Origin of the sequence: Haloplanus litoreus (assembly GCF_045690335.1) — an archaeon.
GTDB lineage: Archaea > Halobacteriota > Halobacteria > Halobacteriales > Haloferacaceae > Haloplanus > Haloplanus litoreus.
On the sequence record NZ_CP147874.1, the window covers coordinates 134,652 to 156,503 of the forward strand.

The window sequence follows — 21,852 nt, forward strand, 5'->3', positions numbered from 1 at the left end:
TCACACCTTCGCCCAGCTGCGGTTACGGTTGCGTTTGTCGTCGCGGGACTCGCTCTGTTCGTTGAGCATCTCGCGGACTGCCGAACGGATGGCCTCGCTTCGATTCGGGAACTCTCCCGTTTCGACCATCTGTTCGACTTCCTCGATCTGCTGCTTCGGAATTCGTAGTGTCACACGCTCCATGTTTGCATTCCCCCGGTAAGACGGAAGGGGCAACACCCCGGATACTGTCTCACACGCTGAAAACCGCCCGACGGAAGCGCTCTACCCCGAGGGCGGTTCGCCTGTAAGACGACCGTCTTACGCAGACGTACCAACAGACCAATACCTTATAAAACTAACGGCCGGTGTAAGACAAATCCGCGAGGACGCCGTAAACAGCCGTTTCAATCGTCCTACGCACGGTCCAACACATCCGCTGCCGGGGTGCGTCGTCCACAGCTCGGACAGAAGGCCCAGTCCGAGCGGATCTCGTCTCCACAGTCGCAGAACACGCGGTGGGCGCCCTTCTCGCCGCAGTTCGGACAGTAAACGTGCCCAGCGGCCATCTCCTCGCCACACTGTGAACACGTTTTACGCGAGGGCGTCGTGTCGTCACCCGCGTTCCGGCCGGGTGTCTTACGCGTCGTCGGCTCCGACTCACGTTCGACCGACACGTCCGACGCGTCGGTGCTCGCGGAATCGATCGTGACGTTTAGGTTGATCTCCGGCTGCCGACGCGGCGCGAACGCGTACTCGGCGAGCAGCGTCTCCAGTTGGTCCGTTCCGCCCGAGGGGTCCTCACGCTCCGCGTCGTCGAGGTACGTGCGCAGTGCATCGCGCATCACCTCGCTTTTGGAGGCGTCGAACTCCTCCAGTCGCTCGACGAGATCGTCGTCGGCGCGGAACGTGATCTTGCTCATCGTTCACGCACACGTACCCGGGTTATTTCAAACCTTCGTGCGTGTCTGACGCCTGTCTGTCACTCGTCGGCAGCCGCCGCCAGTCGCGTCCGTTCGGCACCCAGCCACCGCGCCCAGCGGTCGAACACCCAGCTAGTCAGGCCGTAGGCGTCGTTCACGTCCCGAACCCACGCGTCGTCGGTGAAGAGCAGGCGCTGGAAACGGCGCATGCGTGGCGAGAGCGTCGGGCGACCGCCGGCGTAGTGAGCGAGCGTCTCCGCCCGCGCCCGCGAGAGGAACGCCGCCGGCACCTCGATACCGTCCGCCGCCGCGGCGTGAGCGAACCACTCCAAGTGGGTCACCGCCGCCGCGAGGACGAACCGCTCGCGGAAGCCGGACACCCCCTCGAGCGGGGACCGACCCGCGACGATCACGTCCCGGGGGCGCGAAAATCGCGGGAGCGTGACGGTCAGCCCCGTCGCCCCCGCCACCCGACGGGCGACGGCGCGCAACCGGCGTTCGAGGACGCGAGCCGCCGGCCACAGAGCGAGTTCGTACCACGCGGGCATCCACTCGCAGAACGGTTCGGAGAAGACGGCGTCGCCGACGAGGACCCCCACGACGGATTCGGCCTCGGACGGAGACAGCGTCGCCGGATCGGTCCGGAGCGCCGCGGTCACCCGCTCCCCGTCCACGGCGTCGACGCCGGGAAAGCCCATCCCCGCCGCGACACGGCGGGTGTACGCCCGCCCGGCCGCGTACCAGTCGGCGGCGTCGGCCGGCGTCTCGATGTCGAGCAGTCGAACGACGGTCACGCCCTCCCTTCCGGCCGGGGCGACCTAACCCTTCCGCGCCGACCGCGACGGTCAAGTGGTTCCGCACCGACCGTTCCGAAGACCCACCGTGCCAGTCTCGTTCGACCTCTTTGGGACGCTCGTGACGGTGTCGACGGCGAGCGACCCGGCCGCCGCCGTCGCCGCCGAACTGCGTGACCGGGGCGTGGCCGTCCCCGACGACTGGGCCGACGCCTACCGCACGCCCCATCTCGACGTACCCGACGCCGCGGAGGTGCCCCTCCCCGCCCACGTCGCCGCCGCGCTGCGGAGTCGGGGTGTCGCGGCGTCGGACGGCGTCGTCAGACGCGCCGTCGTCGCCGCGTTCGACCCCGAGGTGACGCGTCGAGAGGGGGTCGACGGCGCCCTCGCGGCCGCCCGGGAACACGGTCCCGTCGGACTGTGTTCGAACTGTAGCGTCCCCGAACTCGTCCCGCGGACGCTGGTGCGCGCGGACCTCCGCGGAGCGTTCGACGCCGTCGTCACCAGCGCCGCCTGTGGCTTCCGCAAACCGCACCCGACCCCGTTCGAGACGCTCGCGACCGACCTCGGCGGCGAGGCGTCGGAGGCGCCCCGTCGAGCCGGTGGAACCGTCGACCCCGCGTCCCTCGTCCACGTCGGCGACGACCCGACGACCGACGGCGGTATCGACGCCCTCGGCGGCACCTTCGTCGACGTGACCGAGACACCCTTGTCCGCCCTCGGCACCCGACTGGAGGGGCTCCCGTGACGCCCGTCGCCGCCGGGAGCGTCGCCCTCGCCGCCGGCCTCGACCGCCTCGTCGCCGAACCGCCCGCCACCGTCCATCCGGTCGCGTGGCTCGGGCGGGCGCTCGGACCCCTCGACCGCCGCTGGACCCACCCGCGACTCGTCGGCGTCCTCGTGGCGCTCGCCGTCCCTCTCCTCGCCGCGGGCGCCGTCGCCGCGGCCGTCGTCGCCGCCGCCCGCGTCGATCCCCTCGTCGGGGGCGTCGTCGCCGGCCTCGTCTGTTTCGTCGCCACCAGCCGGCGGATGCTCATAGACGAGGCACGCACCGTCGTCGCCCTGGGCGAGACGGACCTCCCGGCCGCACGGGAGCGCCTCCGCGCGCTCGCGGGTCGGAACGCCGACTCCCTCTCCGCCGGCGAGGTACGGAGCGCCGCCGTCGAGAGCGCGGCCGAGAACCTCGCGGACGGCCTCGTCGCGCCGCTCGCCGGCTTCGCTCTCCTCGCGCCCGTCTCCCTCCCCCTCGCCGCGGCGGCGGCGGCGTGGATCAAGGCCGTCAACACGCTCGACTCGACGTTCGGCTACCGCTCGAAGCCGATGGGGTGGGCGCCCGCCCGCCTCGACGACGCAGTGATGTGGCTGCCCGCGCGGGCGAGCGCCGCCCTCCTCGCCATCGCCGGTGGGCGGCCGGCCGCCCTCCGGTCGGCCCGGTCGTCCGCCCGCGTCCCCGACTCGCCGAACTCGGGGTGGCCGATGGCGACCCTCGCGATCCTGCTTGGGGTGCGACTGGAGAAGCCGGGCGTCTACGCGCTCCCGGGCGGGACGGCCCTGCCGACCCGCGCCGACGCCGACCGTGGCGTCGCCGTCGTCTCCCGGGCGGGCTGGCTGGCCTTCGGGCTGGCGGGGGTGATCGCGCTGTGCTGACGGCGGTTCGGGGTGCGCTCGCCTTCCTGACTCGCCTGCCCGTCGGCGGCGACGGGGCCGCGTGGGACGCCTTCCGCGCCACCCCCGCCGCCTTCGTCGTCGCCGGCTACGTCGTCGGCGGCCTCGCCGCGCTCCCCCTCCTCGTTCCGATTCCGGTCCCCACGGCCGTCGCCGGCTACCTCGCGACGCTCTACCTCGTGACGGGCGTGACCCACGCCGACGGCCTCGCCGACTGCGGCGACGCCGCCGCGGTCCACGGTCCGGCCGCCGACCGCCGCGCGGTCCTGAAGGACTCGGGGACGGGCGTCGGCGGCGCGCTCGCACTGGGACTGGCGCTCGTCGGCCTCGCCCTCGGTGGCCTCGGCGTCGCCGGCGCCGGCCCTCGGGTCGCCGTCCGCCTGGCCCTCGCCGCGGAGGTGAGCGCCAAGATGGGCATGGCGGCACTCGTGGCGCTCGGCGACCCCGGACACGAGGGCCTCGGCTCCGCCGTGGTCGGCGAAGCCACGGGCGCCTCGCTTCTCCCCGTCGTCGTCGCGGCCGTTCCCGCTACGCTCGTGGCGCCGCACGGAAGCGGCCCGGCGCTGGTCGCGGCGCTCCTCGCCGGGCCGGCGGTCGCACTCCTCGTCGGCCGGTGGGCGACGATGGCGCTGGGCGGCGTCACCGGCGACGCCCTCGGCGCGGCGAACGAACTCGGCCGGGTCGTCGCACTCCACGCGGGGGTGGTGGTGTGGACGCTCTGGTGATGTGTGGCGGGGCGGGGACGCGCCTCGGCGGCGAGGCGGAGAAACCGCTCGTCGACGTCGGCGGAACGCCGATGGTCGACCGGGTGCGGGCGGCGCTCGCGGCGAGCCGAATCGAGACGGTCTACCTGGCCGTCTCGCCGCGGACACCCGCGACGCGAGACCACCTGCGAGCGGCCGGCGCGAACGTCGTCGAGACACCCGGCGACGGCTACGTTCCCGACCTGACCGCCGCGCTGGACCGGGTCGGGCGCCCGGCACTGACCGTCGCCGCCGACCTGCCCCTGTTGACCGCCGAGGCGGTGAATCGCGTCCTCGACGCGGGCACCGACGCCGAGGGGTCGCTCACCGTCGCGGTGCCGGTCGACCTGAAGCGACGGCTGGGGGTGAGCGTCGACACGAGCGTCGAGCACGACGGGAGACGACTGGCGCCAGCCGGCGTCAACGTCGTCGCCGGAACCGACGACGGCATATACGAAAGCGACGACCCACGACTCGCCGTGAACGTGAATCACCCCTCGGATCTGCAGGTCGCGGAGGCGCTGTCGTGACCCGGTTCGTCCTCGTCGCTGGCACGACCGAGACGGCCAAAATCGACGGCATCAGTGCCGCGGGCGCCGACCCCGACCTGCGCGTCCACACGCCGAGTGCCGACGCGGAGCTGATCGAGTACGGCCACCTGGTCCGCGCACCGGTCGTCCCCGTGAGTCCGACGGGGTGTCCGACGCCGGCGGCGGTCACCCGCGCGGTTCGCGAGCGGGTGGGCTTCGAGACGCTCGTCGTCGACGCCGGCCTCGTCGAACCGACCGGCGCGCCGACGGTCGGCGTCGGAGCGACCCCCGGCCGCGACGTGCGCGACGCCGAGCCGGTGCCGACGGCGCCGGGCGCGTGGGTGGCCGCCCGTGACCTCGGCCGGAACCTGCCCGACGACGAACTCGTGGTCGGGGAGACCATCCCCGGGGGAACCACGACCGCACTCGGCGTCTGCCGGGCGCTCGGCGTCGACGCCGCCGTCTCGTCGTCGCTCCCACAGAATCCGGTGGCCCTGAAACGGGAGGTGATCGAGACGGCACTCGCGGCGAGCGACCTCGATCCGGGCGAGGCGGCCTTCCGCCCGCGACGTGCCGTCCGCCTCCTCGGCGATCCGGTACTGGCCGTAGTCGCCGGACTCACCGCCGGTGCCCTGGAGTCCGGGACCGACGTGATCCTCGGCGGTGGGACGCAGTTACTCGCCGCGGCGGCGCTGGTGCGACACGCTGGCGTCGCCGAACCGCTGACGCTCGCGTCGACCACCTACGTCGCCGACGACGTCGACCTGGCGACGGTGACCGCCGACCTGGACTGTGACCTCGTCGTCACCGATCCGAGCTTCGACGGCCGGGACGACGCCCTCGCCCGCTACGCCGACGGCGAGGCGAAGGAGGGCGCGGGGATGGGCGGGGCGCTCCTGCTCGCGGACCGGGCGAACGCCCTCGACGCCGTCGCGGACGGAACGCTTGAGGTAATGGAGCGTATTGGCACACCACATGAACCCTGACGCCGTCGCAGGGGTAGAGCGGGTGCCCCACGGGGGAGCGACGGACGCGACGATCCTGGATTTCAGCGCCAACACGAATCCGGAGCGACCGAGCGGGATCGTGAGCGTCTACGAGTCCGCCTACGGGGCGGCGACCCACTATCCGAACGACGACTACTGCGAGTTCCGCACCGCCGCCGGCGAGTATCTGGGCTGTGAGCCGCGGGCGGTCGTCCCGACGGCCGGTGGGAGCGCGGCCCTGCGTCTCGCCTTCGAGGTGACACTCGGCGGCGACGACGACGCGCTCCTCCCCCGACCGAGTTTCGGCGAGTACGAACGCGAAGTACGCCTCCAGGGGGCCGAGCCGACGGTCGTCGACCACGACGACCTGCTGTGGACCGACCCAGAGCCCTACGACGTGGCCGTCATCTGCAACCCGAACAACCCGACCGGCGAGGCCCACCCGCTGGCCGACGTCCGTGCCTACGCCGAGGAGTGCCGCGCCGCCGACACCGTCCTGATCGTCGACGAGGCGTTTCTGGACTTCACCGACCACCGGACGCTCGCGGGCGAACCCGGCGTCGTCGTCGCCCGGTCGCTCACCAAGATGTTCGGCCTCCCCGGCCTCCGGGTGGGGATGGCCGTCGCGAGGGGTCACCTCCGGGAGCGCCTGGAGGCCGCGCGGCCGGTCTGGGGGCTGTCGACCCCCGCCGCCGACGTCGGGGCCTACTGTCTCCGGCAGACCCGGTTCGTCGCCCGGACGCGCGACCGGGTGCGCCGCGAGCGAGAGCGCATGACCGACGCGCTCGAACCCGCCTTCGACGTGTGGCCCTCGGAAGCCCCGTTTCTCCTCCTCGACGTGGGCGACCGGACCGTCGAGGACGTGGTCGACGCGGCCCGGCGAAACGGCATCGCGATCCGCGACGCGACGACCTTCGACGGCCTCGACTCCCACGTCCGCGTCGCCGTGCGCCGCCCGGACGAGAACGACCGCCTCGTCGCCGCCCTGCTGGAGTGACGGCCGTGTTCGAGGGTACCGTCCGCGACGGAGTGTGTCGACTCGCGCGTCCGGGGACGCGGTGGCTGTCGACCGGCTACGCCGGCGGGGAGACGACGGCGCCCGCAGCCTACAACGTGACCGTCCCCGAGGGGTGGGAGCGGACCGACCTCGACGCCTACGTCGCCGACCGCCTCGCCGGTGCGGGCTTCGACCCCGAGGCCGCCGGCCCGGCGCTGCTGACCGGCGTCGACCAGCGACACGCCCGCCGAGCACGGCTGGGATCGGTCGAAGCCGTCGCCACCGCGGGTGTCTCGAACCCCGCCGCACTCCCCGTGGGAGCGACCGATCGGGAGCCAGTCGCCGCCGGCGTCGACGCGGCGAAGGGGGGCGCCGACGGTCCCGGCACCGTGAACGTCGTCGTCGGGACGACCCGCTCGCTCGCACCGGGTGCGCTCGCGAACCTGCTGACCGTCGCGGCGGAGGCGAAGGCGACGACCCTGCTCGAACGGGTCGGCGCCCCGGGAACGACCACGGACGCCGTCGTCGCCGCCTGCGATCCGACGGGTGAGCGCGCGGCGTTCTCGGGAAGCGCGACACCGGTCGGGACGGCCGCGCGGGCCTGCGTCCGCGACGCCGTCGACGCGAGCCTCGCCTCGCGGTACCCGGACGGCGACTACGGGCCGCCCGAGTCCGGCGTCCGGACCGACGAGCGCGCGGCGGTGTCGACGCTCTCACCGGATCATTGAAGCCCGGTCACCCCCGACTCGGAGAGGATGACCGACGATACCGACGGTCGGGTGGAGGCTCGGGCGCCCGCGGAGTTCGGCCTCGTCCAGGCGTGGTGGGGCGACGGAAAGGGGAAGACGACGGCCGCTCTCGGCATGGGCGTTCGCGCCGCCGGCCACGGCTACCGCGTCCACCTCCTGCAGTTCATGAAGGGCGGGGCGGCGAGCGTCGAGGACGTGCGCGGGGAGTACCGGGCCATCGCGCAGGTCGACGGCTTCTCCTACGAGCACACGGGTCACTACGGCTGGCACGGCTTCGCCGACGGAACCGACGACGACGACCACGCCGCGAAGGCGCGAGGCGGCCTGGAGCGCGCCCGGAACCTGGTTGCCGCCGCGGGCGACGCCGACCTCTCCGCCCCCCTGCCGCTGGACGGCGACCCCGAAGACGGGGTCCACCTGCTGATCCTCGACGAAATCCTGTACGCGGCCAACCGCGACCTGATCGACCCCGCCGACGTGGTCGACCTCGTCGCCTCGAAACCCGACGGCCTGGAACTCGTCTGCACCGGCGGCCACGACCACCCCGACTACCTGGCCGACGAGTCGGACCTAGTGAGCGAGGTTCGGAAGGAACGCCATCCCATCGACGCCGGCCAGCGCGCGCGGAAGGGCACGGAGTTCTAGACGAGCACGGTCTCTCGAGGTACCCCTCCCCGGGGGATGGTGTGCCTCTCGCAGTCGGGCGTCCGTGACCGCCTCGACGGCCTCGACCCCGCCAGGCTGCTGGCCCCTCGTCGCGGCGGTGTACGACGCCCGTGGGTGGGCGGTCGATCGGTCGACCGAGCCGTGCTGGCGACGCCGCCGGGCGACGACGGACCGTGGCGACCCGTGCCGGCGGCCCACCCCGACGCCGCGGACGCGGACGCGGACGCGGACGCGGACGCGGACGCGAAGGCGGTGACCGTCGTCGACGCCGCGGATCTCCGGGAGTTGCTGCAGGACGCCGTCGACGAGGGGGCCCGGACGACCCTGTGCCGACGCTTCTTCGACTGTGAGCCGGCGGCGCTGGCAGCGACCGAGGCCGAGACGGGGATGGAACCGACCGTCGACGGACCGGAGACGCGGCGACGGCCGGCTGGGTCGGGGATGCCCGATCACCGGACGCCACGGCGGCCGAACGTTTAACCGGGGAGCGGCGTAACCCACCGCCGATGGTCGAGGCGTTCGCCGTGGCGAGCGGCAAGGGCGGGACGGGGAAGACGACGAGTACGCTCGCCCTCGGCATGGCGCTCGCCGAGGACCACGACGTGACCGTCGTCGACGCGGACACGGGGATGGCGAACCTGCTCTTTCACGCCGGCCTCGACGACGCGCCGGTGACGCTCCACGACCTGCTGGTTGCGGGCGACGGGACCGCCGTCTCTGACGCGGTGTACGAACGCTTCGGGATGCGAGTCGTTCCCTGCGGGACGAGTCTGGCCGCGTTCGAGGCGGCCGACCCCGAACGTCTTCGGGACGTGGTGGCGGAGCTAGCCGCCGACACCGACGTGCTCCTCCTGGACTCGCCGGCGGCGCTCGGCTCGAAGAGCGCCGTCCTGCCCGTCGTCCTCGCCGACCGGACGGTGGTCGTCCTCCAGCCGACGATTCCGGCACTCTCGGACGGACTGAAGGTACAGGAGTACGCACGCTCCTACGGCACGGAGACGGCGGGGACGCTGTTCAACCGCGTCCGGGACGACGAGGGCGTCGACCGGGTCGTCGAACGGGCCGAGGAGTATTTCGGCGGCGAGACGCTTGGGGTGATCCCGGAGAGCGACGCCGCCCGTGCAGCCCGTACGGCGGGCGAACCGTTGCTGGCACACGCCCCGGACGCGCCCGCGGCGGCGGCGTTCCGCGAGGCGGCGAGGCGACTCGAGGTGCGCGACGGGGCGAGCGGTGACGTGGCCGACCGCTTCCGGAGCGCCGTCGTCCCGGACGAGGTATGAGGATTCCACGCGGCGACTTGCTCCGGTCGCGCGTCGTCGACGACCCGGGGACGACGCTGTCGGCGGCGCTCGACCGACGTCTCACGGGCTATGCCGTGTTCGAACCACAGGACGCCGTCCTGCTCGGCGACGACACCCGCGGCGTCGTCACGTTCGAGGCTGGCGTGCCGACCCTCGCCTACTGCACCGACACCGACCGGGGCGGCGCGGACGCCCTCGACGACGTGGCGGGACCCGGCCCCTACAGCGTCGACCTGTACGAACTCGACCCCGCGGCCCTGGCCGAGGCTCACGAGGCCGACGACCTCCGGGTCCCACCGGGACTGCCGGCGGACCGGCTGACCGACGACCGTGACCTCGTTACGCGGACGCGGGAGGCGGCCCCCGACGACCGACTCGGCAACGACGACCCGGACGCCGTAGCGGCCTTCCTCGACGACGAGGAGGGAATCGAGGCGATCCGAGAGCGGGCCCGCGAGGAGGCCCGTACCCGCGCCGAGGAGTGGGGACTGACCGACGCCCTCGACGACTGAGGCGAATAATGTCAACTGATTGAACGAGCTAGCTTCGCCATCCGGGGCGCCAGAAACACACACATCTTTATTATTGGCTGACCAAAATGTCGGTAGCGACAGGCGTATGACCATGCAGGGAAACTCGCACGATTCGGACGCCGTGGCGGAGTACGACCCGGAGACCGGCACGTACACCGTCAACTACCACGAGACCAGTGACATCGAACTGAGCGTCACCGTCGTTCACGCGGTGCTCGAGGCGACGGGGAAGGAGCCGACGGACGTGAACCTCAACGACGTCGTCCAGCCGGATGCACTGAATCGCCTCTTCAGTCACAAACACGACGACACGGCCAGATCGGGCGGGACACTCACGTTCGAGTTCGCGGGATGTCTGGTGACCGTCGAGGGCGACGGTGAGATTCGCGTCGACCCGAATCCGTAGTCAGCGGTCGTCGAACGAGCCGTTCAAGTATCCTTCGAGGCGCTCGGCACCGCGTGCGGCGTCCGAGAGAGAGACCCGCTCGTCGGAACGGTCGAACACGACTAGCCCGGCCTCCGCCAGCCGCGGGACGTGTACCGACGCCAGCGCCGTGAACGCACGGCGTTGGTCGTCGTCGGTCGGGGGCTCGGAGCTGCTCTCCCGCCGCGCCAGCCGCTCTGCCAGGGTCGCCAGCCCCACCGATTCGTCCTGGAACAGCGAGCGCAGGACGAACCGCCGGCGGGGGTTGCGAAGCAGTTCGTGGATCGTATCGGTGTCGAGGGCGGGCGGCGTCGTCCCGCCGTCAGCCGGGCCAGGGTCCGTAACCGCATCGAACAGGGGCTGGAGCGTGTTGATCGTCCGCTCGTCGATCCGCGACGGGTCGGCACGGACCGCGAGCGTGGCGCCGAGTTGGGTCACCGTCTGGACCAGCAGGTGGAGGAACTGGAACGTCGACTCCACGCCGTTGGCCTCGATGAACGGATCGAGGGCGTCGACGTAGACGACCGTCTCCCGGTCGGAGTCCGCCCAATCGTCGAGGTAGAGCGTGGCCGCCGTCCCGAGTCGTCGCAGATTCCCGGGGTCCGACATCGCGGTCACCGTGACGTCCCGACCCGGGAGCGATTGGCGGGACGGACCGTCGGCCGTCGTCTCCCGAGCGGCCGACCGGCCGAACTCCCCGAACGTGATCAGTCCGAACGTCGCCGGGAGCGTCCCCCGACTCGCTCGCCAGTCGTCCACGACGTCCATCACGGACCGCTCCGCCGACACCACCAGTATCTCGGTAGCGTCGGCCTTCGTACCGAACCGGTCCCCGACGTCGTCCTCGACGTTCCGTTCCAAGAGAAGCGTCGCAGCCGACCGCTCGACAGGACGCCTCCCACTCGACGTACCGCTGTTCGATCCCCCCATAACGCTGTCAAATCCCTATTGACACGAGGGGAGTATAAAGATGCGGTCGACGGCGCGGGGTCAGGCGCCGTCACCGCGCCGGTCGAGTGCCGTCCCGTCCCGCGGACAGTAGTCGACCGCCGGGTCCCGGGTGTGGAACCCACAGGCGGGACACTCCTTGACCGGCGGCTCCTCACCACGACGGCGGAACAGCACGGGTACGAACGGCAGGAGCAAGAAGACGAGTAGCGTATCGAAGTAGTACCACGCGAGGACGCTCACGGCGATGCTCGCGACGAGGCCGACGACGGCCGTCGCAGTCCGAGAGCCGACCATATCGTCGGCAGACGCCTCGCGGGCAAGTGGTTGGCGGTCCCCGGCGCCGTCGTCGGGCCGTCGTAACGGCTCACCGGTGGGACGCCGGCGTATCGCGGCGACCCACCGGCGATAGCCGACGACCGTCCGTATCAGTCGTCGGCGGGGACCCGGTCCCGGGCGGTGTCGGCGTCGCCGGGCGGCCCCTCCAACACGTCGATGCGGGTGACCCACTTCACCCGCTCCCAGCAGTCGGCGTCGGCGACCAGGAGGCGTACCGGGCCGCCCCGCTCCCGGGGGATCGGGTCGCCGTCGAGGTGGGTCGCGAGGAGCGCCTCGTAGAGGCGTTCGAGGTCGAATCCGCAGGCGTACTCGGGATCCGTGGTGTGGACGAGTCCGTGCGTCGCGTCGGGAGTCGGGTCGGCCCGATCGAGGACGGTCCCGACGCGGACGCCACGCCATCGCCGTCTCGGCTCCGTCTCCCCCTCGCAGGCCGTCGAGGACCGCATCGACGCGCCGGCCGCGAGGTCGGTAGCGGGGACCGAAAGCGGCGTCGCGACGGCGCCGTCGACGGTCACGGTCCAGCGGCCCGGGTCGGCCTCGGTTGGGGGCTCCGAATGCGGCATGGGCGCGTGCAGGCCGTCCACGGGCTTAGCCCTTCGCTCGCGGACGTTCGGCCCGAACGTGTTCGGGCCAACCGACTCCCCCCGGGCGGGCGAACGGGGGGTATGGCTCGACGACTCGACTTGCGCGAGATGCCGCCGAGCGAACGCCACCCGAAGATTCACGCCGCGTTCGACGACCTGGAACCCGGCGAGACGCTGACCATCGTCAACGACCACGATCCGAAACCCCTGTTCTACGAGTTCGAGGCCGAACGCGACGGGTTCGACGCCGAGAACTACCGTAGCGAGCGAAGGGGATCGGACGAGTTCGTGGCGAAACTGCCGAAGCAGGCGTAACGCCACGGAGTGGCCCCGGGGCGGCGGTCCGAGGCGAAAGATACACCGGGCTGTAATTAGATGTAATTACCGGCATGAACGATTCGATCGGTCGGTCGACGCCGTCGATGCCCCGGGGCGTCGATTACCTGCTCGCGGCGATGGGTGTCGCCCTCTTCGGCGGCATCGCCGTGGGGGTAGTCTCCGCGCTACCGTTGCAGGCGACCGTCGGCGGCGGCTCGCTGCTCGCGGCGTGTCTGCTCGGCGTCGGTCTCACTCGGTTCCCGCGGCGGTAATCACCGCCGCCGGATCGCGACGGCGCCGACGATCAGAGCCAGCAGTCCCACCGGTGCCAGCGGGACGTCGACCGGGCCGACGACGGGAAGCGGGAGCGAGACACTCGCGCCGAGCGGGCCGGGCACCGGGAGGACGATCCCCAGGAACGGAATCCGAAGTCCGTCGGTCGGCGCCACACCGTCGCCCTCGGCCGGCGTCGAGGTGGGTCGGGGCGTCGGATCGCTCTCGTCGGGTGGCGGCGCGGGGTCCTCGGCCGGCGCGACCACCGTCGTCGAGTTCAGATACTCGACGCCTCGTGCGTCGCGGACCCGAACCCGGACGCGCGTCTCGTCGCTGACGCCGTCGAGTCGAGTGGCGAACGCGCCGTCGGGGCCGATGTCGACCGGTCGAATGTCGACCACCCGGCCACTGACCGGATCGAGCGTCTCGACGCTCGCGTCCCCGAGCTGGCCGCCCGTGATCCGGCCACGCACCGAGACGGTTCGGCTCCGTCCCTCGACGTACCCCGTTCCGCTGTCGGCGATGGTCACGTTCGGGGCGAGAAAGGCCGACAGCGAATAGCTCTCGAGTTGCTCGTTGAGCGCGGTGTCGTTCGCACCGATCACGACCTCGTCCTCCCCGGCCGGGTGGTACACCGTCGTGTCGAAGCCGACACGTTTCCGGTCGGCGTCGGGCACCGTCGGCTGGCGATACACGAGGCGGTGTCTGACGACGAGGGAGTTCGTCTCCTCCCGCACCTGGACGGTCGCCTCGTCGTACACCGTACAGAGTTGCTCCTCGTCGTCGATCTCCAGTTCGGTGGTCGCGTCACAGAGGTTCGCCCCCTCGAGGCTCTCGACATCGACGTCGGTCGCCACGTCGTCGAGCGACAGCACCCGCTCCTCGACCCAGACGTCGTGAACCTGTCCCTCGTCGCTGACCGTTCCCTCGATCCGAAGTCGCGTCGGTGAGACGTAGCGGACGTCCGTCACGTTCACCGTCGGGGACGTGCCGTCGTCGACGGTGACGACGACGTGGTAGACGGCGACGTTCCCGAGGACGTCCTCGGCGGCGATCCGAAGGTAGTTCTCGCCGAGCGCGAGCGTCAGCGTCTCGTTGAACGACTCGCCGGGCGACGGCAGGAAGTGCCGGTCGAGTCGTTCGGGGTTGGCGTCGTCGTCGACGCCGTCGGTCGGGATTGGCAGATCGGGGTGGATCGGCGCCGTGCCGACGGGGTCGTAGACGAACTCCTCGCCGTCGTCGGCCGACCGCCCGCCGACGTCGGCGTACTCGTAGGCGTGTTCGATCCGGACGGCACGTATCTCGGAGTGGTCGTCGATAGTGCCCGCCACGGTCAGCGTGGAGTTGGAGACGGTCAGTGTCGGGATCGCGTCCGTAACGGTGGCCGTGGGCGTCTCGTCCACGACGAACAGCGGCGTCTCGGTGTCGAGTCGATCCAACGTCTCCGTCTCGTATCCGAGTGGACCGCCACGGAGCGGCGGTGCGAACGTAATCGACGGCGCGCGGTCGTCCCGAACGACGGTGGCCGAGTAGGTCTTGACGCCGCCGGCCTTGGCCACCACCGCGATCCGGTGGTCGCCGTTCCGCAGGTCGAGGACGACGTTGCGCTCGACCGTCCGGGTCGACGGCTCGAAGACGTGTCTGGTCTCACCGTCAACCCTGATCTCTACCAGTCGGACCGTCTCCCCTTCGGGCGCCGTCGCCGTCACGCTCAGCCACGGGTCGGCCGACGTGTGGTGGACTTCGCCGAGGGCGAGCGGCGATCCGTCGACGGTGACGCTCACGTCCGGGACCTCGCCGGACTGCGCGGCGGCCGATCCGCCCAGCGACGCGACTCCGGCACCGACGACCAGCACCACGACGAGGACGACTGTGCGATGCTCCATGGGACCGTTCTCGGTCGGAGACGTGGACGGCGCGGCTTATGAGTGGTGCGGCCCAATTATCAGCGGAGGAAGCCGGATCGTCAGGACGGACTGTTCGGCAGCGTTCCGAGTTCCACCTCGACGGTCCGTTCGCTCCCGTCGCGGTGGACGGTGAGCGAGACGGTGTCGCCGGGTCGCGTCTCCAGAGCGAGGTAACTGCCGAGCGCCTCGGTCGTGTTCGTGGTCGTCCCGTCGATTGCCAGCAACACGTCGCCGCCGACGGGCGTCGCTTCGCCGTCGACGACTTCCGGTTCGCTCGGCTGCAAGACCCCGTCTGAGGGTCCGTCGGGGGCCACGTCGACGACGAGCAACCCGCGCGGTTCCTCGAGGTCGTTCGCCTCGGCGAGGGTCGGCGTGACGGGCGTCAGCGCGACGCCGAGGAAGGAGTGGTCGAACGAGCCGGTCTCGATCAGCGCGGGCAACACCCGCCGGGCGAGCGCCGCCGAGATGCCGAAGGCGATGTTGTCGCCGCCGCCGGAGTTGATGACGGCGACGACGCGTCCGTCGAGGGCCGTGAGCGGCCCGCCGCTGTTGCCCGGGTTGACCGCCGCGTCGGTCTGGATGGCGTCGGGGATGCTGAACCCGGTCGGCGCGGGAATCGAGCGGTCGGTGCCGCTGACGACCCCCGTCGTGACCGAGCCGTCGAGGTCGAAGGGGTTGCCGATGGCGACCACCTCCTGGCCGATGACCGCCGGTTCATCGGCCAGAGCGAGCGGCGACGCCGCGTCGGGCAGGCTCTCGACGGTGACGACCGCCAGGTCGCTGTTCGGATCGCTACCGACGACCTCACCCTCGTGCCACCGCCCCTCGCTCGTCCGGAGGTCCACCGCCGTCGCCTCGCCGACGACGTGGGCGTTCGTGACGACGTGGCTCTCGTCGTAGACCCACCCCGTGCCGCTCCCCGCGTCCGTCTGGACCAGGAGGACCGAGTCGATGGTCTCGCGGTAGACCCGGGTGTACGGGCTGGATGCCGTCGAATCCTCGGTATCCTCGGCCGTCGGTGCCGACGCCCCACAGCCGGCGAGTCCCGCGGCCAGCGCGAGTCCGCTCGCCTGGAGAAATCGCCGTCGACTCGTGTCTCCCTCGGTCATCGTACGACTCTGGGGAGTACGGCCGAAAGTAGGTTGGGATCGGTTACTTCTCGACCAGCCGCCGCAGGTGTTCGGGCGGCACCGCGCCGCGCGCCGCGTGGCCGTCGTACGCGAACGTCGGCACGCCGGTGATTCCCTGGCGCTGGGCCGTCTCGAACAGGTCGTCGACCCGCGCGAAGAGGGCGTCGTCGTCCAACGCGTCCGCGACGGCCGCCGGGTCGAGCCCCGCGGCCTCGGCGCAGTCTTCGAGAACCCCGGCGTCGCCGATATCACGGCCGTCGACCCACAGCGCCTCGAAGACGGCCTCGTCGAAGGCCAGCCACGTTTCGTAGGGTTCGGTCTCCCTCACGTGGTAGGAGACGACCTGGGCGGAGCGGGAGTCCACGTCCGTCGCGATTTCCTGCGCCATCTCGGCGTCGTACTGCTCGCGGAGGCGCCGGACGTTCTCGCGGGCCTGTTCGTAGTAGTCGTCGTCTTTCCCGTCGTCGACGGCGTGGTCGATGTCGCCGTCCGGGTCGCGCTTCCCCGCGCGGAGGTCGAAGGGTCGCCAGTCGATTTCCAGCGGGTCGTCGCGTTCGTCCTGATACCGCGCCAGCGACTGCCGCCCCAGGTAGCAGAAGGGACAGACGTAGTCGGAGTAGACCGTGATGCGTTCGCGGGCCTGCGTGTCGCTCATGTGTCCGTCTAGTAGCGACGCCGGGTAAAAGAGTGTGACTCGGCTGTGGCTGCCGAGCGCACGCCCACGCGGTTCGGGCGGCCTCACTCCACGACGACGGCTCCCTTCATCCCCAGCGTGCGGTGAGGCGTGCAGACGTACGTGTAGGTATCCGTCGACGAGAACGTGCGTTCGAAGGTGAACCCTTCTTCGGCGGAGAGTTGGCTCTCGAAGGCGCCACCCGGGGCGGCGAATATCTGGGAACGGGTACAGCCGACAGTATCACTCGGGGTCGTCGAGCAGTCCCATGTCGTCGGCGACCAGGTCGGCGAGACGGTCGACGACGGCGGGATCGACCTCCGCTATCGACTCGCCGTCGTGGACGCTCTCGTTGTGTCGCTCGACCGCCTCGGCGACCTCCGGCAGCGGTACCCGCGTCGTCGTCTCACAGGCCGAACAGATGATCGGCACCGTCGGGTCGTCGTCGCTGGTCATCGGTGCGTGCCGTCGCGCCCCGGGACAAAAAGGGCGGGGGACGACGCCCCTCCGGATCAGTCGTCGGCCTCGCCGCGCGCCCGTTCGAACATCGTCAGCGCCTGCTCCCGTCGCTCGCTGTGGTCGACGATGGGGGCGGGATACTCCGGTGCCGTCCGCCGGCGCTGCGTGGGCGACAGGTCGTGCCAGTCGTGGATCAAGTCGGCGTCCACCCCCCGGAGTTCGGGGACGTACTCGCGGATGTACTCGGCGTCGGGGTCGTGACGCTCCCCCTGGGTCATCGGGTTGAAGATGCGGAAGTAGGGTTGGGCGTCGGTGCCCGTCGAGGCGGCCCACTGCCACCCGCCGTTATCGTTCGCGGGGTTGTGGTCGGCGAGTTTCTGCCGGAACCAGTCGTACCCCTCGCGCCAGTCGATCAGGAGGTCCTTCGTCAGGAACGAGGCGACGATCATCCGCACGCGGTTGTGCACGTACGCCTCGGCGCGCAACTGGCGCATCCCGGCGTCGACGATTGGGTAGCCCGTCTCGCCGTCCTTCCAGGTCTGCAGGGCCGCCGGGTCGTCGCGCCACGCGATGTCGTTTTCGTACTCGCGGTAGTTCTCCGTGACGACGCGGGGGTTGAAGTGGAGGACGTGGTGGTAGAACTCCCGCCAGGCGAGTTCGCCGCGGAACGTCTCGACGGCCTCGCGGGCCGTCTCGTCGGGCGCCGCCTCGCGGGCGCGCACCACCCGGTCGTGGACCGTCCGGACGCCGACGGTGCCGTGGGTCAGATGTGGGGAGAGTCCGGAGGTGGCGTCCGCGGCCGGCCGGTCGCGTGCCTCCTTGTACCCGTAGATCGGCCCCGAGCAGAAGTCGTTGAGGCGGTGGCGGGCTTCCTCGTATCCGCCGGACGGAATCGTCGCCTCCGGGTCGTCGAATCCCAGGTCGTCGAGCGTGGGGATGGGCGTCTCGACGCCGGGGTCGGCGAGGCGGGCCGCCCCCGGTGCGGCCACCGACGAGGCCTTCTCCCGGTCGCGCCACTTCTTCCAGAAGTAGCTGTAAACCGAGTAGGGGTCGCCGTCGTTGGTCGTGATGGACCCGGGTTCGTGGTGGAGGTGGTCGTGGACGGTCCGGGTCTCGACGGACGCGTCGGCGAGGCGGGCCGTGACCCGGTCGTCGCGCCGGCGGCCCAGACCGGAGTAGGCCTCGGCCCACGACACCGTGTCGGCGTCGTACTCGTCGGCCAGTCGTGGAATCTCCTCGGTCGCCTCGCCGCGCACGACCAGCAGGTCGCTCTCGCGGGCGCGGTACCACTCCCGGAGGGTGGTGAGGCTGTCGCGGACGAACGCAACCCGCGGCGGCGCGGCGTGGGCGAGTACCCGGGAGTCGAAGACGTACACCGGCAGGATCGGGTCGTCCTCGCCGGTGACCAGGGGCAAATTGTCGGACGGCCTGAGGTCCGTCCGGTGCCAGTGGATGCGCATACCCGGACGTAGGAGCGGGCCGGCATAAACGCTCGATCCGTCCGAACGGGTCGAGAAACCGAGACGTTCATACGCGTTCGGTCGATCAATCGAGTAACGGAGACCTTTCAGTGAGCACGCAGTCGCAGGACCTCGCAGACGGACGGGAACTCGCAGCGTACGACCGCGATGACGACGAGACCCTGGAGATGGCCATCGCGCAGGCGTTCGGCCGTGTCGGCATCGACGTGATGGAACGGGAGACGCCGTTCCACGAGATGGTGAACGTAGACGCCCTGCGTGACCTCCACGAGGAGTCCCGGGCGACACCGATCCGGACGACCCTCACGCTCTACGATCACCCGGTGACGATCACTTCCGAGGAAGTTCGGATCTACGCGGCGTCGGCCGGCGACGAGTAACGGCCCGGCTCACTCCGTATCGACGGCGCTCGCCATCGCCCGACAGTCCGCCGTAGCGACGGCCATCCCCGCGTCGCCGGGGATGCGTCGTCACGGCCGAACGTCGGCCGCCAACGACACGAATCCCCGACCGGCCGGGCGTCACGCTTAGGCGTCCGCGGTACCGTGTGACCATATGACTGACGATACCGTGACCGTGCGCGGCGTCGACGTGCCGGCGGTCGGTCTCGGCACGTGGCGCCTACGCGGTGGCGACTGTCGCCGGGCCGTCGAGGCGGCGCTCGAACTCGGATACCGACACGTCGACACCGCCCAGGCCTACGGCAACGAGCGGCAGGTCGGGACCGCGATTCGGACGAGTTCGGTCGACCGCGAGGACGTCTTCCTGACGACGAAACTCGGCGGTGGGAACCGGAGTCGGGAGGCGGTCCACCGCTCCGTCGACGAGAGCCTCCGACGTCTCGACACTGACTATCTCGACCTCCTCCTGATCCACTGGCCGAACGCCAAACCGCCGTTCTCGCCGGTGTCCCTGCCCGGGGCCACCCCGCTCTCCGAGACGCTCGCCGCGATGGCCGACCTGGTCGCGGACGGCCGGGTCCGCTACGTCGGCGTCTCGAACTTCGACGTCCGCCTACTGGACGAGGCGCGGTCGCTCGCGGACGTGCCCATCTTCACGAATCAGGTGCAGTTCAACCCCTACTGGGATCAGCGCAACCACCTGTCGTACTGCCGGCGCCACGACGTGTTGCTGACGGCGTACAGCCCGCTCTGTCACGGCGGCGTCCTCCGCGACGATGCCCTCCAGGCGGTCGGGCGGGCGTACGGGAAGACGGCCGCACAAGTCGCGATTCGATGGGCCATCCAGCACGAGGGAGTCAGTGCCGTGCCCAAGGCGACGACCCGCGACCACCTCCGGGCCAACCTCGACGTGTTCGACTTCGAACTGACCGACGCGGAGATGGAGCGAATCCGGCAGCCGTCGAAACTACGAGCGCTCGCGGGGTTCGCCCGCTCTCGACTGCCGGTGTGACCGTCGGCACGGACACGCCACCCGGGGCGGTCCGCCGGGATCACCGGATCGCAGCACTCGGGGAAGGGCCGAATCCGGACCCGCGGCGTCAGCAGACCGGTTTGGGGTCGACGCCCATCTCCGTCAGGCGCTCCTCGTACTCCGCGTAGGCGACGGCGATGGCGCGGTCGGCCGCGTCGAGCGCCCGATTCCAGTCGTCGTCGTCGTCACAGCAGGTATCGAGGAGGGCGGCCCCGTCGTCGACGAGGGCACGCGTCTCCGAGCGAAAGTCGCGGAAGACGTCGGCCGCCGTCTCCTCGGCCTCGTTGACGAAGAAGTTCACCACCTGCAACAGCGAGCGGTCGCTCACCAGTGGGCGCGCGACGAGTCCCGCCGCCACCCGCTCGGGCGTCGAATCGAGGCCACGGAGGTACTCGTGCAGGGCGTCGGGCGCCGGGTCGTCGACGGCAGCGTCCCCGTCTAGCAGGTCGGCCACCCGCTCGGCGTGGTCGCGCTCTTGGGCCGCGACGCGCTCGAACGCCGCGCGGGCGGCGTCGTCGGACTCGTCGGCCGCCCAGGCCGCGAACGTCTCGGCGGCGCGACGCTCGGCGGCGTCGGCCGCGGCGAGTACCGACGCCCGGTCGAGTCGGGCCGCCGTCGTCGCCACCAGTGACTTCTCGGAACCCAGTCGGTCGAGTTCGGTCGCCCTGTCCCCGGTCACCGTCTCGACCAGCGTGTCGCCGTCCATGGCCACCGATAGGGGAGCGAGGATCATTATCCTGACCCCACCCTTAACGCCGTCGGGAGCGTAGGTGAGGCGATGACAGCCCACACTGCAGGGGAGCTGACGCCGGCGGCGCTGCGGCGACGACTCGCCGCGGGCGACCCGGTGACGCTCCTCGACGTGCGAAACCGGGCGGAGGTGGATCGCTGGCGGATCGAGGCGCCGTCGATCACTCACCACCACGTTCCCTACATGAAGTTCGTCGCCGCGGGCGTCACCGGCGACGTGACCGACCTCCTGCCGGACGACGTGGCGGAGCCGGTGATCGTCGTCTGCCCGCACGGCGAGGCGAGCGCCGAGGTTGCCGAGCGACTCGTCGCGGCGGGCGTCGAAGCCGAGAACCTGGCCGGCGGCATGGATGCGTGGGCACGGCTGTTCGACCGGACGGTCGTCGCGGACGGCGACGCGACGGTGTACCAGTACCGCCGGCCCGCGAGCGGCTGTCTCGGCTACGCCGTCGTCGCCGGGGAGGAGATGGCCGTATTCGACCCGTTGCGCGCGTTCGCCGGCCGCTACCGGACCGACGCCGCCGACCTGGGCGTGGACCTAATCTACGCCGTGGACACGCACGTCCACGCCGACCACGTGAGCGGCGTGCGGGCGCTCGCGGCTCCGACGGCGGCGACCCCCGTTCTGCCCCAGGGGGCGGTCGACCGCGGTGTCGCCGACGCCGCGGCCTTCGAGACGGTGGCCGACGGCGACACCCTCGACGTGGGCGGAACGGCGGTCGATGCGGTCGCTCTCCCCGGTCACACGACCGGCATGACCGGGTTTCGGGTCGGAAGCGAGTCCGGCGACGTCCTCCTCACCGGTGACAGCCTCTTCGTCGACGGCGTCGCCCGCCCCGACCTGCAGGAGGGCGCCGATCCCGAGACGCAGGCGCGGGACCTGTACACGACGCTCACCGAGCGGCTCGCGCGGTTCCCCGACGACACACGGGTCGCGCCCGGGCACACGGACGCCGGCGTCGGCGACGACCCGGTCGTCGCCCGTCTCGGCGACCTGCGCGACCGACTGGCCGTCTTCGGGATGGACGAAGACACGTTCGTCGACCACGTCACCCACGTCGGCGCGGAGCCGGCGAACGCCGAACGCATCGTCGCCATCAACCGCGGCGAGGTGTCGGCGGACGACGACGAGGCGTTCGAACTCGAACTCGGGCCGAACAACTGCGCGGCCGGGTGAGGAGGCCAACGGAGCAACCGATTCGACAGGCCGTCTGTGGACGCCGGCGCGCCTCCGGACCCTTTATGATCGCGCCCGGACACTCACGC

At 71.2% G+C, this 21,852-nt stretch carries 30 protein-coding genes; 17 read left to right on the forward strand and 13 right to left on the reverse strand.

Annotation, left to right across the window (positions count from 1 at the left end; translation table 11 throughout):
* From V8686_RS00745 to V8686_RS00755, 3 genes are all read right to left on the reverse strand, one after another.
* On the reverse strand, positions 1-183 hold the full coding sequence (locus V8686_RS00745; protein WP_157689508.1) for a ribbon-helix-helix domain-containing protein: 183 nt from the start codon (positions 181-183) through the stop codon (positions 1-3).
* Between the two features lie 212 nt (positions 184-395).
* Positions 396-902 (reverse strand): double zinc ribbon domain-containing protein, encoded by a 507-nt coding sequence (locus tag V8686_RS00750; RefSeq protein ID WP_379701912.1) that lies wholly within the window; start codon positions 900-902, stop codon positions 396-398.
* Positions 903-961: 59 nt separating this feature from the next.
* Entirely contained in the window at positions 962-1,696 is a 735-nt protein-coding gene (locus tag V8686_RS00755; RefSeq protein WP_379701914.1) for a hypothetical protein, read from the reverse strand.
* 88 nt (positions 1,697-1,784) lie between these two features.
* Here V8686_RS00755 and V8686_RS00760 point away from each other — a divergent pair, with 88 nt between their 5' ends.
* The 12 genes from V8686_RS00760 (at position 1,785) to V8686_RS00815 (ending at position 10,272) form a co-directional block, all read left to right on the forward strand.
* Entirely contained in the window at positions 1,785-2,444 is a 660-nt protein-coding gene (locus V8686_RS00760; protein ID WP_379701916.1) for an HAD family hydrolase, read from the forward strand.
* On the forward strand, positions 2,441-3,343 hold the full coding sequence (gene cbiB, locus V8686_RS00765; RefSeq protein WP_379701918.1) for an adenosylcobinamide-phosphate synthase CbiB: 903 nt from the start codon (positions 2,441-2,443) through the stop codon (positions 3,341-3,343). The genes V8686_RS00760 and cbiB overlap by 4 nt, the downstream gene beginning before the upstream one ends.
* A complete protein-coding gene (cobS, locus tag V8686_RS00770; RefSeq protein ID WP_379701920.1) occupies positions 3,337-4,086 on the forward strand; it encodes an adenosylcobinamide-GDP ribazoletransferase in 750 nt (249 codons plus the stop codon). Before cbiB ends, cobS begins: the two co-directional genes overlap by 7 nt.
* Complete coding sequence (locus V8686_RS00775; RefSeq protein WP_379706416.1) at positions 4,086-4,634, forward strand: NTP transferase domain-containing protein; 549 nt, start codon at positions 4,086-4,088, stop codon at positions 4,632-4,634. Before cobS ends, V8686_RS00775 begins: the two co-directional genes overlap by 1 nt.
* A complete protein-coding gene (locus V8686_RS00780; protein WP_379701922.1) occupies positions 4,631-5,620 on the forward strand; it encodes a nicotinate-nucleotide--dimethylbenzimidazole phosphoribosyltransferase in 990 nt (329 codons plus the stop codon). The genes V8686_RS00775 and V8686_RS00780 overlap by 4 nt, the downstream gene beginning before the upstream one ends.
* Positions 5,610-6,617 (forward strand): threonine-phosphate decarboxylase CobD, encoded by a 1,008-nt coding sequence (gene cobD, locus V8686_RS00785; RefSeq protein WP_379701924.1) that lies wholly within the window; start codon positions 5,610-5,612, stop codon positions 6,615-6,617. Before V8686_RS00780 ends, cobD begins: the two co-directional genes overlap by 11 nt.
* A gap of 5 nt (positions 6,618-6,622) precedes the next feature.
* Positions 6,623-7,345, forward strand: coding sequence for an adenosylcobinamide amidohydrolase (locus tag V8686_RS00790; protein ID WP_379701926.1), 723 nt, complete (start codon positions 6,623-6,625; stop codon positions 7,343-7,345).
* 27 nt (positions 7,346-7,372) lie between these two features.
* The gene (locus tag V8686_RS00795) at positions 7,373-8,011 is read left to right on the forward strand and encodes a cob(I)yrinic acid a,c-diamide adenosyltransferase (RefSeq protein ID WP_379701927.1); all 639 of its coding nucleotides are present in this window, start codon (positions 7,373-7,375) and stop codon (positions 8,009-8,011) included.
* A gap of 135 nt (positions 8,012-8,146) precedes the next feature.
* Complete coding sequence (locus V8686_RS00800) at positions 8,147-8,512, forward strand: hypothetical protein (protein WP_379701929.1); 366 nt, start codon at positions 8,147-8,149, stop codon at positions 8,510-8,512.
* A 26-nt stretch (positions 8,513-8,538) separates the two neighbouring features.
* A complete protein-coding gene (locus V8686_RS00805; protein WP_379701931.1) occupies positions 8,539-9,312 on the forward strand; it encodes a nucleotide-binding protein in 774 nt (257 codons plus the stop codon).
* On the forward strand, positions 9,309-9,845 hold the full coding sequence (locus V8686_RS00810; RefSeq protein ID WP_379701933.1) for a hypothetical protein: 537 nt from the start codon (positions 9,309-9,311) through the stop codon (positions 9,843-9,845). The genes V8686_RS00805 and V8686_RS00810 overlap by 4 nt, the downstream gene beginning before the upstream one ends.
* A gap of 106 nt (positions 9,846-9,951) precedes the next feature.
* A complete protein-coding gene (locus tag V8686_RS00815) occupies positions 9,952-10,272 on the forward strand; it encodes a HalOD1 output domain-containing protein (protein WP_407344260.1) in 321 nt (106 codons plus the stop codon).
* On the opposite strand, the gene V8686_RS00820 is transcribed toward V8686_RS00815, so the two are convergent.
* From V8686_RS00820 to V8686_RS00830, 3 genes are all read right to left on the reverse strand, one after another.
* The gene (locus tag V8686_RS00820; RefSeq protein ID WP_379701937.1) at positions 10,273-11,151 is read right to left on the reverse strand and encodes a DUF7504 family protein; all 879 of its coding nucleotides are present in this window, start codon (positions 11,149-11,151) and stop codon (positions 10,273-10,275) included.
* A 129-nt stretch (positions 11,152-11,280) separates the two neighbouring features.
* Positions 11,281-11,535, reverse strand: coding sequence for a hypothetical protein (locus V8686_RS00825; protein ID WP_379701939.1), 255 nt, complete (start codon positions 11,533-11,535; stop codon positions 11,281-11,283).
* Positions 11,536-11,666: 131 nt separating this feature from the next.
* Positions 11,667-12,140, reverse strand: a complete 474-nt coding sequence (locus V8686_RS00830) for a molybdopterin-dependent oxidoreductase (RefSeq protein WP_379701941.1) — start codon at positions 12,138-12,140, stop codon at positions 11,667-11,669.
* A 102-nt stretch (positions 12,141-12,242) separates the two neighbouring features.
* On the opposite strand from V8686_RS00830, the gene V8686_RS00835 reads away from it, so the two are divergent.
* Both V8686_RS00835 and V8686_RS00840 read left to right on the forward strand, forming a co-directional pair.
* On the forward strand, positions 12,243-12,476 hold the full coding sequence (locus V8686_RS00835; protein WP_379701943.1) for a DUF2249 domain-containing protein: 234 nt from the start codon (positions 12,243-12,245) through the stop codon (positions 12,474-12,476).
* Between the two features lie 74 nt (positions 12,477-12,550).
* Positions 12,551-12,751: a hypothetical protein gene (locus tag V8686_RS00840; RefSeq protein WP_379701945.1), complete on the forward strand. Its 201-nt coding sequence runs from the start codon at positions 12,551-12,553 to the stop codon at positions 12,749-12,751.
* Here V8686_RS00840 and V8686_RS00845 read toward each other — a convergent pair whose 3' ends face one another.
* From V8686_RS00845 to V8686_RS00870, 6 genes are all read right to left on the reverse strand, one after another.
* The gene (locus V8686_RS00845; RefSeq protein ID WP_379701947.1) at positions 12,752-14,638 is read right to left on the reverse strand and encodes a hypothetical protein; all 1,887 of its coding nucleotides are present in this window, start codon (positions 14,636-14,638) and stop codon (positions 12,752-12,754) included. It abuts the gene before it with no gap.
* A gap of 80 nt (positions 14,639-14,718) precedes the next feature.
* The gene (locus V8686_RS00850) at positions 14,719-15,768 is read right to left on the reverse strand and encodes a S1C family serine protease (RefSeq protein WP_379701949.1); all 1,050 of its coding nucleotides are present in this window, start codon (positions 15,766-15,768) and stop codon (positions 14,719-14,721) included.
* Between the two features lie 43 nt (positions 15,769-15,811).
* Positions 15,812-16,444, reverse strand: a complete 633-nt coding sequence (locus V8686_RS00855) for a DsbA family oxidoreductase (RefSeq protein WP_379701951.1) — start codon at positions 16,442-16,444, stop codon at positions 15,812-15,814.
* A gap of 83 nt (positions 16,445-16,527) precedes the next feature.
* The gene (locus V8686_RS00860; protein ID WP_379706419.1) at positions 16,528-16,776 is read right to left on the reverse strand and encodes a plastocyanin/azurin family copper-binding protein; all 249 of its coding nucleotides are present in this window, start codon (positions 16,774-16,776) and stop codon (positions 16,528-16,530) included.
* Entirely contained in the window at positions 16,706-16,918 is a 213-nt protein-coding gene (locus tag V8686_RS00865; RefSeq protein WP_379701953.1) for a hypothetical protein, read from the reverse strand. Before V8686_RS00865 ends, V8686_RS00860 begins: the two co-directional genes overlap by 71 nt.
* A gap of 56 nt (positions 16,919-16,974) precedes the next feature.
* Positions 16,975-18,381: a cryptochrome/photolyase family protein gene (locus V8686_RS00870; protein ID WP_379701955.1), complete on the reverse strand. Its 1,407-nt coding sequence runs from the start codon at positions 18,379-18,381 to the stop codon at positions 16,975-16,977.
* 110 nt (positions 18,382-18,491) lie between these two features.
* Between V8686_RS00870 and V8686_RS00875 the strand changes: the two genes are divergently transcribed.
* Together V8686_RS00875 and V8686_RS00880 are read left to right on the forward strand one after the other, a co-directional pair.
* A complete protein-coding gene (locus V8686_RS00875) occupies positions 18,492-18,782 on the forward strand; it encodes a hypothetical protein (RefSeq protein ID WP_379701957.1) in 291 nt (96 codons plus the stop codon).
* 175 nt (positions 18,783-18,957) lie between these two features.
* Positions 18,958-19,815: an aldo/keto reductase gene (locus V8686_RS00880; RefSeq protein ID WP_379701959.1), complete on the forward strand. Its 858-nt coding sequence runs from the start codon at positions 18,958-18,960 to the stop codon at positions 19,813-19,815.
* Between the two features lie 88 nt (positions 19,816-19,903).
* Here V8686_RS00880 and V8686_RS00885 read toward each other — a convergent pair whose 3' ends face one another.
* On the reverse strand, positions 19,904-20,569 hold the full coding sequence (locus V8686_RS00885; RefSeq protein WP_379701961.1) for a rubrerythrin family protein: 666 nt from the start codon (positions 20,567-20,569) through the stop codon (positions 19,904-19,906).
* A gap of 45 nt (positions 20,570-20,614) precedes the next feature.
* Between V8686_RS00885 and V8686_RS00890 the strand changes: the two genes are divergently transcribed.
* The gene (locus V8686_RS00890; RefSeq protein ID WP_379701963.1) at positions 20,615-21,763 is read left to right on the forward strand and encodes an MBL fold metallo-hydrolase; all 1,149 of its coding nucleotides are present in this window, start codon (positions 20,615-20,617) and stop codon (positions 21,761-21,763) included.
* The last annotated feature ends 89 nt before the right edge of the window (positions 21,764-21,852 follow it).